The organism is Streptomyces sp. NPDC020845 (assembly GCF_044334165.1).
Taxonomy (GTDB): Bacteria; Actinomycetota; Actinomycetes; order Streptomycetales; family Streptomycetaceae; genus Streptomyces.
The window spans coordinates 1-14,170 of sequence record NZ_JBIRSJ010000037.1; the positions used below are offsets into that span (position 1 = coordinate 1).

Annotated in this window: 13 protein-coding genes and 2 pseudogenes; 6 read left to right on the top strand and 9 right to left on the bottom strand. The window is 69.5% G+C overall.

Features of this window, described 5'->3' with window-relative positions; genetic code table 11:
• The 8 genes and pseudogenes from ACH4U7_RS51300 to ACH4U7_RS51335 all read right to left on the bottom strand — a co-directional run.
• A partial coding sequence (locus ACH4U7_RS51300) for a serine hydrolase domain-containing protein (RefSeq protein WP_398534640.1) occupies positions 1-725 on the bottom strand: 725 nt, incomplete at its 3' end.
• 74 nt (positions 726-799) lie between these two features.
• Positions 800-1,162: pseudogene (locus tag ACH4U7_RS51305) on the bottom strand (transposase); the annotation flags it as partial.
• A gap of 273 nt (positions 1,163-1,435) precedes the next feature.
• Positions 1,436-1,633 (bottom strand): annotated as a pseudogene (locus ACH4U7_RS51310) (integrase); the annotation flags it as partial.
• Positions 1,634-1,707: 74 nt separating this feature from the next.
• Entirely contained in the window at positions 1,708-2,088 is a 381-nt protein-coding gene (locus ACH4U7_RS51315; RefSeq protein WP_398534641.1) for an IS3 family transposase, read from the bottom strand.
• Complete coding sequence (locus tag ACH4U7_RS51320; protein WP_398534642.1) at positions 2,076-2,366, bottom strand: transposase; 291 nt, start codon at positions 2,364-2,366, stop codon at positions 2,076-2,078. The genes ACH4U7_RS51315 and ACH4U7_RS51320 overlap by 13 nt, the downstream gene beginning before the upstream one ends.
• Positions 2,367-2,747: 381 nt before the next feature.
• Positions 2,748-3,791, bottom strand: a complete 1,044-nt coding sequence (locus ACH4U7_RS51325; protein WP_398534643.1) for a LacI family DNA-binding transcriptional regulator — start codon at positions 3,789-3,791, stop codon at positions 2,748-2,750.
• A gap of 159 nt (positions 3,792-3,950) precedes the next feature.
• Entirely contained in the window at positions 3,951-5,333 is a 1,383-nt protein-coding gene (locus tag ACH4U7_RS51330) for an MFS transporter (protein ID WP_398534644.1), read from the bottom strand.
• A 182-nt stretch (positions 5,334-5,515) separates the two neighbouring features.
• The gene (locus ACH4U7_RS51335; protein ID WP_398534645.1) at positions 5,516-6,436 is read right to left on the bottom strand and encodes a dihydrodipicolinate synthase family protein; all 921 of its coding nucleotides are present in this window, start codon (positions 6,434-6,436) and stop codon (positions 5,516-5,518) included.
• A 167-nt stretch (positions 6,437-6,603) separates the two neighbouring features.
• Between ACH4U7_RS51335 and ACH4U7_RS51340 the strand changes: the two genes are divergently transcribed.
• A complete protein-coding gene (locus ACH4U7_RS51340; RefSeq protein ID WP_398534646.1) occupies positions 6,604-6,909 on the top strand; it encodes a hypothetical protein in 306 nt (101 codons plus the stop codon).
• A 23-nt stretch (positions 6,910-6,932) separates the two neighbouring features.
• Here the strand turns inward: ACH4U7_RS51340 and ACH4U7_RS51345 are convergent, their stop codons facing one another.
• Positions 6,933-8,168, bottom strand: coding sequence for an ROK family protein (locus ACH4U7_RS51345; protein ID WP_398534647.1), 1,236 nt, complete (start codon positions 8,166-8,168; stop codon positions 6,933-6,935).
• A gap of 231 nt (positions 8,169-8,399) precedes the next feature.
• Between ACH4U7_RS51345 and ACH4U7_RS51350 the strand changes: the two genes are divergently transcribed.
• From ACH4U7_RS51350 to ACH4U7_RS51370, 5 genes are all read left to right on the top strand, one after another.
• The gene (locus tag ACH4U7_RS51350; protein WP_398534648.1) at positions 8,400-9,578 is read left to right on the top strand and encodes a Gfo/Idh/MocA family protein; all 1,179 of its coding nucleotides are present in this window, start codon (positions 8,400-8,402) and stop codon (positions 9,576-9,578) included.
• Entirely contained in the window at positions 9,575-10,495 is a 921-nt protein-coding gene (locus ACH4U7_RS51355) for a sugar phosphate isomerase/epimerase family protein (RefSeq protein ID WP_398534649.1), read from the top strand. Before ACH4U7_RS51350 ends, ACH4U7_RS51355 begins: the two co-directional genes overlap by 4 nt.
• A 29-nt stretch (positions 10,496-10,524) precedes the next feature.
• On the top strand, positions 10,525-11,634 hold the full coding sequence (locus ACH4U7_RS51360; protein WP_398534650.1) for a Gfo/Idh/MocA family protein: 1,110 nt from the start codon (positions 10,525-10,527) through the stop codon (positions 11,632-11,634).
• Between the two features lie 32 nt (positions 11,635-11,666).
• A complete protein-coding gene (locus ACH4U7_RS51365) occupies positions 11,667-12,554 on the top strand; it encodes a sugar phosphate isomerase/epimerase family protein (protein WP_398534651.1) in 888 nt (295 codons plus the stop codon).
• Between the two features lie 103 nt (positions 12,555-12,657).
• A complete protein-coding gene (locus ACH4U7_RS51370; RefSeq protein ID WP_398534652.1) occupies positions 12,658-14,166 on the top strand; it encodes an ABC transporter substrate-binding protein in 1,509 nt (502 codons plus the stop codon).
• Positions 14,167-14,170: the final 4 nt, after the last annotated feature.

Genomic DNA, 14,170 nt, shown 5'->3' on the forward strand with positions numbered 1-14,170 from the left:
GTCAGCGCGGCGGCGCGGGTGAGGTCGGAGTGGCTGGTGCGGGTGGAGCGGTAGAAGCCGGTGAACTTGCCGGTTTCGCCCATGCGGGCGGCGGCCGCGTGGCGCGGGGTGCCGAAGGTGTGGTCGGCGACGTGGTTGACGAGTTCCTGGCCGGCCCAGGAGGCGCTGCCGTCCTTGCCGTCGCCGTTGTACGCGACGTACACGCCGGTGTCCCGGTCGGGCAGCAGCGCGAGGTTGTCGTGGAAGCCGGGGATGTCACCGTCCTTGACCAGCATGCGGTGGCCGTCCCGATCACGCTGCTCAAGGATGTAGCCGATGCCGGGCAGCCTGGGGTCGTTGGCGAACTGGCGGTGCTGCATGGCCCGGGTCAGCCGCTCACCGAGCACCCGGTGGCCGTCGAGGCTGCCGCCCGCGAGCTGGGCGAGCATCAGCCGCCCCATGTCGGTGGCGGTGGTGACGGCCGCGGCGCCGGTCGGGGTCCAGGCGCCGTACTGGCCCTCGGCGGGCACCTGCCGCTTGCCGTCGGGGCGGTAGCCGTCGGCGCGTGCGGTGGCGATGGCGGCGGGGTGCGGCTGGGCGAAGGAGGTGCGGGTCATCCCGAGGGGCCGCAGGATGTGGCGGTCGACGTACGCGGCGAAGGGCTCGCCCGAGGCCAGCTCGACCAGGTATCCGGCCAGCGCCACGCCGTAGTTGTCGTAGCTGGACACCTTGCCCGGCGGGCGCACCCGGGGCGGCTGGTGTTCGGCCAGGCTGTCGCGGAGCCGCTCGGCCCGGCCGGGCGCGGCCCCCTCGCGGCGCCGTCGTGCTGCCAGGCAGCGCCGAACACCTTCTTCCCCGACCGTTTGAACAGGGTGTCATCGACCGCGACCTGCAGCGGTGCACCGTCCGGGAGAAGACGTGCCACGACCAGAGCCGCCAGGGCGAGGCCGACCTCGTCGGCCGACCAGCGGGTGGTGGAGAACAGGCGGTGACACCGGGCGTGGTGCCACACCCGCTCCAACCCCGTGCCCAGCAACATTCCGCACACCGTGCGGCGGCGCGTCTGTGTGATCAGCCCGGTCAGCAGAACACAGGACGTGCGGAACGTCGGAGTGGTGAAGCAGGAACGGCAGACAGCCAGCAAAGCGGATAAGGACGGCGGTATCGTGCCCACTGGAAGCATCGGCGGATCACTCTCAACTGGGTGAAACAGACACCGCCGATGCTTCTGCCTACCTGTCACATTCCATGACCAGTACAGTCTCGCGCCACCCAATCGAGCGCATCAACGAACACCCGTCCACCGACCCAGTGATCCCAAAAGTGCGAAACACGAGGGACTCTGTCGCCCGATTCAGTCGACCTGGCGAAACCGGCGGACCGCTGGCGGGGAACGCCCAGGTGGCGCTGATCGAGTCGGTCCTCAACGCGGATCGGGCGACAGAGTCCCACAGGGTGGCAGGTGCCGTGCGAGAGCGGAGAGCACGGCACGATCAGCCCATGAGAGCCGCGGCCGCTCGATCTGCCGGCGAAGCACAGCGACCTCATGGCGAAGGGCAAGGATCTCGGCGTTGTTCGCGGCGGTCGATCGGCTCAGCAGGAGGAGGCAGCCCAGTAGTCGGCAGAAGATCAGGTAGAGCAGTCGCAGACCCACGATCAGTGATCATGCCCATACTTGAGCGATCGCAAAGCCCCAGGTCAACCTCCGTAGGGCAATAAAGACACCTTTCAGGCTTTCCGCTTGCCGGGGCGGGTCAGCGAACGGCGTCGGCGTGGCGGCTTGCGGCCCTGCAGACCGAGCTCCGCCATGATCTCGGCGACGGTGTTCTGCGACACCTGCCATCCCTCCTCCCACAGGTCCAGCGTGATCCTCGGCGAGCCGTACGTCTGTCCCGAGCGGTCGAAGAAGTAGCGGATCCGCTCGGCCAACACCGCCCGCCTGGCCTCGCGCTTCGTCGGCTCGGACGGCCGGCGGCGCCACTTGTAGAACCACGCCTCCGACATGCCGAGCGCCCGACAGGAGGTGCGGTGCGGAACGCTGTGCACGGTCTTCTGGTCGCTGATCACCCCGACGAGCACCGCCGGGTCCGCCACAGCTACTTCACCCACAAGACCATGCAGCGTTTGAGCACGTCACGCTCCATGGCCAGCTCCTTGTTGTCCCTCTTCAGCTGGGCGTTCTCCCGCCGCAGCCGCGCGAGTTCCTCGCTCTCACCCACCGGCCCGGCCCCGCCGGCCCCGCGGGCCCGGGACACCCAGCTGGCCAGCGTGGTCTCGTTGATCCCCAGATCCTTCGCGACCTGCGCGATCGGCTTGCCAGTCTCGGTGACGATCCGCACAGCCCCCTCACGGAACTCCGTGTCGAACTTCCGTCTCTTGCCCGCCATGACTCCCAACTTCCCCTGCAGCTGTGGTCTCTACGCTAAGAGGGAAAGGTCACAGGCCCTGGCCTTCTGGAGCTGAAGCCGGCGTTGCGGTGGTCTCCGGCGTCGGAGGACGCGGTGTGTGCCGGGCCGCTGGGGGCCGGTGCGGGTGGTGGCAATAGGCGCCACCACCCGCCGGGCACGCACTGTCGGCAGGCCGCTCGCCGCTGGAACCGCTGGTTGAGGCCGCTGTCGCGGGCGTACGAGGATGGCCTCGACGACTTGCTCACCTCGCCGACCGGGCGGCCGGAGCGGGTGTGGAGGTCGGGCCGGAGGTGTGGCCGAGGATGGTCCGCGCATGGCAGGTGGTGGGTTCGTCGTGCGTCGGGTTGGTGTCGCCTGTGGTCAGGCTGCGCGCACGGTGGTGCGGCGGGGGATGAGGGTGGGGGCGAAGGTCCGGGTCTCGGCGGGTGCGCCGTTGATGAGGTCGATGAGTTGGTCGACGGCTGCGGTGGCGATGGCGTCGAAGGGGACGCGAACGGTGGTGAGCGGCAGGGCCAGACGGGCGGCGAGGGGGATGTCGTTGTAGCCCGCGACGGAGAGGTCTTCGGGTACGCGCAGGCCGGCGCGTTGGACGGCGGCGAGCACGCCGATGGCGGTGTTGTCGTTGACGGCGAACACCGCCGTGGGCCTCGGGGTGAGGGCCAGCAACTGCTGGCCGGCTTCCTCGCCGCTTTCCATGCTGAAGGTGGAGGGCAGGATCAGCCGTTCGTCGAGGGGGAGCCCGGCTTCCCGGAGTGCTTCCTGGTAGCCCGCGCGGCGCCCCAGGGCGCTGGAGGCGTAGGTGGGGCCGGCGATCAGGGCGATGCGCTGGTGGCCGAGGTCGATGAGGTGGCGGGTGGCGAGATAGCCGCCGAGGTGGTCGTCGCCCACCGCGGCCGAGCTCTCCCCGTACCTGCGCAGGGCCAGGACGTGTGGCACACCCTTGTGCGTCAGGTCCTGGCAGAAGCCGCCGTCGGTGCGGGCGGTGGTGAGGATCAGGCCGTCGACGCGGCGCTGGAGCAGGACGTCGCCGTTCTCGTGTTCGCGGGCGGGGTCGTCGTGGGTGGTGGCGACCAGTGTGTGGTAGCCGCGCCTGAGACTGGCGGCCGCGACCTCTTCGTACAGCATGGCCATCACGGTGTCGGTGAGGCGGGGAACCAGCACGCCGATGGTGTTGGTCTGCCGCCGGCGGAGGTTGGACGCCACGGGATTGGGGGCGTAGCCGATGGCGTCGGCGACCTCGCGGATCCGTGCGGCGGACGGGCTGCGGTAGAAACGGTGTTCGCGGTTGAGCGCGCGGGAAACCGTGGAGGGACTGACCCCGGCGGCCCTGGCCACATCGGCGATGGTCGGTGGTTTGTTACCGGCTGCCGCAGGCGTGGAGTCCCTGGCTTCCGGACTGCCCATCGTCTCGATGTCCCCTCTCCCGGCCCGTTCGACACGCGAAGCCTACCCCTTTGTGCAACTCGTTGGAAAACGATTGCACAACCGATGGGCGTCGTTGGTCCGGTAACGCCAACCCCGTCCGCGGAAGGAATCCGCGGACGGGGCGGGTCGGGCACGTGTTCAGGGCGACAGTTCCTCGAGGACTCTTCCCTTGGTCTCGATCGCGAAGACTGTGGTCACCAGGCCGCCGATGAGGGCCACGGCGGCGAAGGCCGTGAAGACGTACCGGATGCCGAGGTCGGCGACGATCCAGCCCACCATGACCGGTCCGATGGAGGATCCGGCCCTGAGCCAGGCGCTGCCGAAACCGGTACCGATGGCGCGCAGTCGGGTGGGGTAGAGCTCGGCGGAGTAGAGGTAGAGCGAGAAGGAGATGGTCTGCAGGATCGCGTAGGCGATGGGGGCGAGGACGACCACCTGGGTGGCGGTGGTCGCGCCGAGTGCTGTGAGCAGGAGCAGCGGCACGGTCGCGACCAGGAAGGCGGTGGCGTACCAGCGTTTGCGGCCGACCCGGTCGATCAGCAGGGCGCAGATGACGGAGGCGACGACGCCGACACCCGAGGTGATCCAGCCGTAGGCAAGGCTGGTCTCCAGCGGGAGGTGGAACACCTTCTTGTAGAGGGTGGGCAGCCAGGTGACCAGGCCGTTGTTGATCGTGTAAACACAGATCCACAGGACCCAGATCATGAGGGTCCGCTTGAGGTAAATGCCGCCGAAGAGCTCTCGCCAGCCCGAGCGGGCCGCGGACTTGGTGTCCACGGGACGGATGGTCGGCTCGGGCAGTGGAAGCCCCTGCCTGGTCGCGTCGTCCTCCAGCTTCCGGATGACGGCGTCGGCCTCCTCGTACCGCCCCTTGGCGGCGAGCCAGCGTGGGGATTCCGGCATCACCCAGCGCAGTGGGATGGCGAGCACGGAGGGGATGATGCCGACGACGAACAGGGCCTTCCAGCCGAAGATCGGCACCAGGAAGTATCCGGCGATCCCGGCGAACATGAGGCCGGTCGGAAAGATGACCTCGTACAGAAGGAAGAAGCGGCCGCGTTTGCGGGCGCCGATGAACTCATTGATATAGGCGCTGGCCACCGGGACCTCACCGCCGGTGCCGATGCCCTGGATGAAGCGGAACACCATCATGGACGTGCCGCTCCACGCGAACAGGCACGCGAGGTCCATCGACACGAAGAGCACGATGGTGATAAGCAGGGTGTGCAGGCGTCCGATCCGCTCCGCCAGCGCCCCGAAGACGAGCGCTCCGACCAGCTGGCCGAGATAGCCGGCCGACAGGATGAGCCCGACCTGGGACGAGCTGAGGTGCCAGGCGTCCACCAGTTCCGGCATCGCGAACGCGATGGCCAGGACGGTGTAGGCGTCGAAGAAGGTGGCGCTGCCGACGATGACGCGGATCAGCATCAGCCGGCGTGTGACGGGGAGTCGTTCGAGGCGGGCCACCAGTGCGGCGCTGGTGGCTCTTGCTGCTCCCGGGTCGGCGACAAAAGTTGTCATGTGGTTCCTCGCCGTTGAGGTGGGGTTGCTGGCCGGCGGGTGGGGACACAGGACCGGCAGCTTTCCGCTGCCGGTCCTGCCAGGGCCCGGCCGGGAGGTCCTGACCGGGTAGGGAAGACCGTGGATCTCGCCACGGCCGGGCGGGGCTGGGCGAGGTCTGGTGTCGAGCGGCGGGATGCCGGTCAGACGATCCCGGCCTGCTTGAGGGCGAACTCGATCTCGGCCACCGCGGTCTCGCCGAGCGGCTGCAACGGCTGCCGGACGGTGGCGTCCTTCAGGATGCCACGGGCCTTCAGGCCGATCTTGAGAGCGACGGTGCCCTCCATATGGGAGCCGCGGTGGTAGACGGCCTTGGTCACTGGCAGCAGCCGGTCGTGGACCTCTCGCGCCTTGGGGTAGTCCTTGGCCTTGCCGGCAGCGATGAGTTCGACCAGCGGCTCGGGGGCCAGGCCGCCGTAGCCGACGAGGGCGCCGTCGACATCGAACATGGTGTGCAGCAGGTATTCGTCGTGGCAGGTGAGGATCTGCAAGCCGGGGAAGTTCTCTCGCAGGACCGGGATCTCGGTGTCCCAGCGACGCATGTTGCGCACCCCGTTCTTGGTGGCCACCACGCCGGGCTGTGCCGCGATCTCCAGCTGGGTCTCCAGGTCGTATGTGGCCTTGGTGGCGTCCGGGTACTGGAACAGGATGCACTGCAGCCCGGACTCCTCGTGGATCGCCCGGTAGCGCTCCTGCGGCGCCCCGGGCTGGAAGCCGAAGCGCAGCCAGCCGTGCGAGGGGTAGACCAGGGCGCCGATCGCACCGGCCTCCGCCGCCCGCTTGGCCTCCAGGGCCGCGGTCTTCGTGCCCTCGCCGGTGATGCCCGCGATGATCGGCACCCTGTCGCCGACGGCCTCGACGAGCGTGCGGATGAGCGCCACCTGCTCCTCGGCCGTCAGGTAGGTGCCCTCACCGGCATGGCCGAGACAGACCAGGCCCTTGACCCCTTCGACGGAGATCAGCCAGCGCGCGAGGTCGGCGTTGGCCGCGTGGTCGACCTCGCCGTCGGCCGTGAACGCGGTGACCGGGGCGGGGACGAGACCGCGCAGATCCATGGGATTCATGACACGCACTCCTTGTGCAATCGATGACGGCATCGATTGCACAACGGGATGCCCAGCACGTCAAGGGGTGTGATGGTGAGAAACAGCGGTGTGGGTTGGGCGGTGCCGGGGCGAGTGTCCCGGCACCACGGTCCGCTGCGACGGGCGGGCCATGGCGGTGTTCTGCAATGGCGTCAATCCGGGAGCACCGTGGCAAGTGTCAGGAGGACCTGCACACCGCTGGTCTGGAGGCGGTGCCGAAGCTGTTGGTGAAGTGCGCGCCGCGGTCCCGGATGGGGAACCTGATTGTCTCGGAATGGTTGCCGAGGTGCATGCGGCAGCTGCGCGCTTGGCAGGCGATCCAGGCGCACGGCCACGTGTCCGCGGCGGAGACAGCGAGCGCCTGGTGCGCGCGCTTCGCCGCGCATTCCGAGATCCCGTTGGGCGTCTTTCTGCTCAACGGCGGCCCGGAGGCGATTTCGGCCGCTCGCTGATCCGGCCCGGTCCAGGATGCGCCCTAAACGCCCGCCCCGGGTGCGTCGGCCAGGAGTCGCGCGATGCCCGCGGGCCCGAAGACGTCCTGTGTGGCGAGGGCGATTCCGCCGTGCAGTCCGGAGCTGCCCTTGAGCTGTGTCGCGGTGATGGTCAGTTTGCGGGTGGCCAGGGGAAGGGCGCGCTGGTACACAGCGGCTCGTACGGCGGAGACCAGGTCGTCGCGGAGTTCGCTCAGCGGGCCGGCCAGGATCACGCTGCGCGGGTTGAACATATGGACCAGCATGGCCACCACCTCGCCGATCTCCGTGGCGGCCTGACGCACGGCATGCAGGGCCGTCGGGTCGCTGTTGGCGATGCGCTCGGCGAGCACGCGCGTGCCGTACAGCAGGTCGTCATCCGTTGACTCGGGGATGCCGAGGCCGCGCAGGACGGCCCGGTGGGAGGCGATCGCGCCGACGCAGCCGATGTTGCCGCAGACGCACAGGACGCTGCCGCCGCCGACGGCCCGGATATGGCCGATGTCGCCGGCGGCTCCGTCGGCGCCGCGGTACACCTGGCCGGTCGCGGTGATGAGCCCGGACCCGATGCCGGTGGAGATCTTGATGCACAGCAGGGGCGTCTCGGCCCCGCCCTGTACGGCTTCGCCCAGGGCCATCAGGTTGACGTCGTTGTCCACCACGGCGGGGGCGCGGAAACGTGTCCGGAGGTGGTCGGCGACGGGGTAGCCGTCCCAGCCGGGCATGCCGGTCGGCTGTACCGCGCAGCCCTGCTGGAAGTCGACCGGTCCGGGCAGGCCGATGACCACCTCGCGTACGCGGTCGGGATCGCGGTGGTGTTTCTCCAGCAGCTCTCGCAGCCGCTCGGTCACCGCGTCCAGCACCGCCTGCGGGCCGGCGTCGATCCGGATGTCGACCGTGCTCTGTGCGATGAGCCGGCGGGTGAGATCGGCGATGGCCACGTGGGAGGCGGCGGTGTCGACGTCCGCGACGACGACGGTTCCGGCCTGTGGGCTGATCGTCAGCACCCGGGGCGGCCGCCCCCGGACGGACCGCCTCGACTCGACCTCCTGCAGGATGCCGGTACCGACGAGGTGGTCGACCTGCTGGCCCACGGTGGACCGGGCCAGGCCGCTGCGCCGGGCGATTTCGGCGCGGTTGGTCGCCTCCCCGGAGACCACGAGGCCCAACACCCGGCGCAGGGCCTGCGAGACCGATCCGGGGGCAGGTGGTTCCTCAGCGTAGCCGTCGTCTTTATGCATTCAAGTGACCGTAATGAAGCATGCTTGTGTTCGTCAACGGTTCTCTTCTCAGGCCTGTACCAATGCCCTCCATCAGGAGTTAATGGGGCATGACGACCGAAGATTGGCCGAACTTAGGCCTTGAAAAAAATTAAATATCCCATCTTGTGCTTGCTGTGTGAACTAAACGATGGTGATGCGCAGCGCGGCGTTCAGGCTGCGGTCGACTGCCGGACGGCGGAGGTGCACACGATGAATGACTCGCTTCGGGTGGTGGTTTCCGGGGCCGGGATGATCGGTGCCGTGCACGCGGCCGCGATCCGGGCGGCCGGGGGCGAACTCGCCGGAGTGGTGGCCTCGACCCCCGAGCGAAGCGCGCGGGCCGCCGATGAGTGGGGAGTGCCTGGCCGCTACCCGGACTTCGCGGCGGTGCTCGCCGACGACAGTGTCTCGGTGGTCCATGTGTGCACCCCGAACGCGCTGCACGTCGGGCAGGCCGAGGCGGCGCTGCGCGCGGGCAAGCATGTGATCTGCGAGAAGCCACTCGCCACCACGGCCGCCGACGCGGAACGGCTGACGCGGCTGGCCCGGGAAGCGGGCCTGGTGCTCGCGGTGCCTTTCGTCTACCGCTACCACCCCCTGGTCCGGGAAATCCGCGAGCGCCGGCTGCGTGGCGAGTTCGGGGCATGGCAACTGCTCCACGGCAGCTATCTGCAGGACTGGATGCTCTCCGAGAACGCCATGTCCTGGCGGGTCGACCCGGCTGACGGCGGACCGTCGCGGGCGTTCGCGGACATCGGATCGCACTGGTGCGACCTTGTCGAATGGGTGACCGGGGTCCGCTTCACCACACTGACCGCGCGGCTCGGCACCACCGTCGCCACGCGCCCCGCGGGCACGGGCGCCAGCTTCGCGACGACGGGCGAGGGCCCGCGGGTGCGGGTGCGTACCGAGGACGTGGCGACGGTGCTGCTGCGCACCGACGGCGGTGTCCTGGGCACGCTGACCGTCTCCCAGGTGTCGGCCGGCCGCAAGAACCGGCTGTGGTTCGAGCTCGACGGCTCGGCCGCGAGCGCGGTCTTCGACCAGGAGAGCCCCGAGACCGTATGGCTCGGCGCCCCGGACGGAGCGCGTGTGCTGGTCCGGGACCCGAACCACGGATCGGCCGAGCAGCGACGGCTCTCCCGGCTGCCCGCCGGTCACGCCCAGGGCTACGCCGACTGTTTCAACTCCTTCGTCGCCGACGCCTACGCGGCGATCCGCGGCGAAGCGCCCGAGGGATTGCCTACCGGGGAGGACGGCGTCCGCTCGGCCCGGATCGTCGAGGCGGTGCTGACCTCCTCCGCCTCGCTCAGCTGGGTCGACGTCGACCCCGCACCGACAGCACCCGTAGCACCGACTGCACTGACAGCCCTGGAGTCCACCGCATGAAACTCGGCATGCTCACCGCCTGCCTGCCCCAGCTCTCCCTCGCCGAGATCGCCTCCTGGGCGGGCGCCGCCGGATACCAGGCGCTGGAGGTCGCCGCCTGGCCCCGCACCGGAGGCCGTGACTTCGAGGCGTCCCACCTTCCGGTGACCGGGTTCGACGACCGCGCGGCCGACGAGACCCGGGCGCTGCTCGGCCGCCACGGCCTGGACATCTCCGCGCTCGCCTACTACGAGAACAACCTCCATCCCGACCCCGGGCGGCGGGCCGAGATCCACACCCACCTCAAGGCGGTGGTGGACGTGGCGCAGGCGCTGGACGTCCCGTACGTGGGCACCTTCGTCGGCCGCGACTGGACCAGGCCCGTCGCCCACAACCTCGGCGAGGCCCAGAAGATCTTCCCCGAGCTCGTCGAGTACGCGGGGGAGCGCGGGGTGCGGATCATCATCGAGAACTGTGTGATGGAGGGCTGGCACCCGGACGGCTATCCGGGCAACCTCGCCTACTCACCAGAGCTGTGGGAGTGGATGTTCTCCCTCGGGCTGTATCTGAACTGGGACCCGTCACATCTGACCTGGATCGGCATCGACCCGGTGACGACCATCGCGCCCTACGCCGACAAGATCGTGCACGCCCAGGCCAAGGACCTCCAGATCCTCCCCGGCAAGGTCGACCGCTACGGCTTCTTCGGCAAGGCGGTCCGGCGCGAGGACCCATGGGACACCGGCTGGTGGCGCTACCGCGTCCCGGGCCGCGGCCAGGTCGACTGGAACGCCGTCGTGGACGCGCTGTACGAGAACGGCTTCACCGGGACCCTCTCCGTCGAACACGAGGACCCGGTGTGGAGCGGCACCGAGGAGAAGGTCAAAACCGGTCTGGAGATCGCCCACCGGACACTGCGCCCCCTGATCGTCGCCTGACCCAACTCACCACGTATCGCAGGAGATTCATGGCTCAGCAACCAGCACGGCACCGCATCGGGATTCTGGGCGCCGGCAACATATTCGGCCGCTACGTCGAGGGCCTGCGCAACTTTCCGGAGCTCGAAGTGGTCCGTGTGGCCGACGTCGAGGAGGCCCGCGCGAAGCAGGCCGCGTCCGAGTACGCCATCCCCGCCTGGGGCGGCGCCGACGAACTGCTCAGCGACGACGCCGTCGAGATCGTCATCAACATCACTCCGCCGCGGTTCCACGCCAAGACCGTCATCGCCGCGCTGGAAGCCGGTAAACACGTCTACGTCGAGAAGCCGATCGCGGCCACCGTCGAGGAGGCCCGCGAGGTCCTGGAAGCCGCCGCGGCCGGCGGGAAGCTGCTGGGCTCGGCCCCGGACACTTTCCTCGGCAGCGCCGTGCAGACCGCCCGGCAGGCCATCGACACCGGCCTGATCGGCGAACCCGTCGGCGCCACCGCCTTCGTACGCTCCAGCCGCGCAGAGACCTGGCACCCGGACCCCCGCGCCTTCTACGGACCGGGTGGCGGGCCCGTGCTCGACATGGGCCCCTACTATCTGGCCGCGCTCGTCAACTGCCTCGGCCCGGTCCGGCAGGTGTCCGCCGCCACCCGCATCGGCGCCAAGACCCGCAAGGTGACCAGCCCCGAGCGGGTGGTCGACGAGATCACCGTCGAGGTCCCCACCCACGCCTCGGCCGTGCTGACCTTCGCCTCCGGGGCCATCGGCACCACCCTGATGAGCTTCGACGTCTGGGACACCGAACTGCCGCGCATCGAGATCTACGGCACCGAGGGCACCCTCGCCCTGCCCAACCCCAACTTCTTCGACGGCGATGTGCGCATCAAGCGCCACCAGGACGAGGACTGGCGGGTGCTCACCCCGGTCACCGAGCTCTTCGGCGCCGTGGACACCCCCGAGCAACACCGCCGCGGACTGGGCGTGCGGGACCTCGCGGGCGCCATCGACGGCGGCCCGCACCGCGCCAATCCGCAGTTCGCCTTCCACACCCTCGAGGTGCTGGCGAGCTTCGAGACCGCACAGCGGGAGAACCGGGTCGTCCAGCTGCGGAGCAGCTGCGAGCGCCCCGAGCCGCGCTACGCCCACTGATCCGTGACCGGCCACTGAAAGGACCACAGACGATGAAGATCAGGCAGGACCGCCTCGCCATCAACCCCCTGCAGTGGGTCGCGAGCGCCGACGGCTGGATCGATCCCACGCTCGCCCCGCCCCTCGACGAGCAGCTGGCCGTCATCCGCGACGCGGGCATCAAGGCCCTGCACAGCGCCGTGCCCGGCGACCTGACCCCGAAGGCGTACGCGGCCCGCCTCGCCGACCACGGCATCAGCCCCGCGCCCGGCTACATCCCCGTCCGGCTCACCGACGACGACGCCGAGCGGCGGACGTTCCGGGACACCGCGGCGCGCGTCGCCGGACACCACGCGGAGCTGGGCGTGGACACGGTCTTCCTCGCCATGGGGATGGCGAAGGACGCGGAGCGGGTGGCCCGTCCCGCGGTCGGCCACCTCGCCGACCAGGGGCGGCTGGAGCGGGTACGGGACCTCCTGGCCGAGATCGCCGGGATCATCCGGGCCGAGGGGATCGCCCCCGCCTTCCACCCGCACGTCGGGACCTGGGCCGAGACCGAGGAGGAGACCCGCTTCGTCCTCGACACCGTCGACGCCTCCGTCCTCGCCTTCGGGCCGGACATGGGCCATCTGGCCTGGGCGGGCGCGGACGCCGCGCAACTGGTGCGCGACTACGCGGACCGCGTGGCGAGCGTCCACATCAAGGATCTGGACCTCGGCCTCGCGGCCCAGGCCAGGGAGGCGGGCTGGGACTACCGCAAGACGGTGCTCGCGGGGCTGTGGTCGGAGCCGGGCCATGGAAACGCGGACATCGAGGGCTTCGTCGGCGCGCTGCCCGACGACTTCGATGGCTGGCTGATCGTCGAGGTCGACCGCGGGGCCCGGCCGACCCCCGAGGAGAGCGTGCGGCTGTGCGGGGAGTGGGCCGCCCAGTACGCGTAGCCGTGACCGGGTTACGCGGAGCTGGACCGGCTTCGCACGGCCGACGGCAGGGCGGTACGGGGGACAACGAGGTGATCCAGTACGTGAACCAGGTGGAGAGAACATGCGCAAGACAGTGGCGATCATCGGCGCCGGACTTCTGACAGCGACGGCGACGGCCTGCGGCGGCGGTACCCAGGCCGCCGGCGGCGACAAGACACTGACCCTCGCCGAGTCGGTCACGGCCACGCCGTGGGACCTGGCCAAGGCGAGCATGGGCCCCGAGGCCCAGTACTACCAGCCGGTCTTCGACACGCTGATCCGGCTCGACGCCAAGGGTGAGCCGACCCCCAACCTGGCCACGTCGTGGTCGTACGACAAGACCCAGACGACCCTGACGCTGAAGCTGCGCACCGGGGTGAAGTTCACCGACGGCACGGCGCTCGACGCGGACGCGGTCAGGCAGAGCCTGCTGCACACCAAGAGCGGCACGGGCACCGCCGCCGGAGAGATCCAGGACATCACCGGTGTCGACGTCGTCGACGCCCACACGGTGGCGATCAAGCTGAGCCACCCCACCGCGTCACTGCTCTCGGCGCTGGGCCAGGTCTCCGGCATGATCGCCGGCCCCAAGTCGCTCAAGAACCCGAAGGTCCCGGTCGGCTCGGGCCCGTACCAGCTGGACACGTCGGCCACCACCGCCGGGCAGACGTACACCTACAAGCGCAACCCCGACTACTGGAACACGAAGGCGTTCCCCTACGACAAGATCGTCGTCAAGTACCTGGCCGACCCGACCGCGCGCACCAACGCGCTGCTGTCCGGGCAGCTCGACGGCGCCACCCTGAACCTCAACCGGGTGGCGACCGTCAAGGGCCGCGGTCTGAACGTCGTCACCTACCAGCCCGGCGACATCGAGGGCCTGTACATCTGGGACCGCGCCGGCAAGAAGGTGCCCGCCCTCGGCAAGCTGAAGGTCCGCCAGGCGCTCAACCACGCCTTCGACCGGCAGGCCATCATCAAGTCGGCCAAGACCGGGCTCGGCACGCCCACCACGCAGCTGTTCGCGCCCGGTGAGGATGGTCACGACGCCGGGCTCGACGACACCTACTCCTACGATCCGGCGAAGGCCAAGAAGCTGCTGGCCGAGGCCGGCTACCCGGACGGCTTCTCCGTCACCATCCCGGACCTCTCCGCGATGTTCCCGCAGGAGCAGGCCGCGCTCACCCAGTCCCTCAAGGACATCGGCATCAAGGTGAAGCTGGACAACCTGCCGGGCGACCAGGTCTTCAGCAGCATGCTGTCCGGTAAGTACGCGATGTCGTACTTCAAGCTGGGTGCGCCCACGGTATGGGACAAGGTCCAGCTTCAGCTGACGAAGAAGTCGACCTGGAACCCCTTCAAGTACGACGACCCGAAGGCCGACGACCTCGTCGCACGCATCGGCAAGGCGACCGGAGCCAAGCGGTCGGAGCTGTTCAAGGAACTCAACACCTACGTGGTCGAGCAGGCGTGGAACGCGCCCTGGAACGTCATCGCCAACGCGTACGCGACCGCGAAGGACGTGAAGGTGACGCCGCAGGCCGGCACCCAGTACCCGCCGATCTACAACTACGCACCGGCGGCCAAGTAGCCAC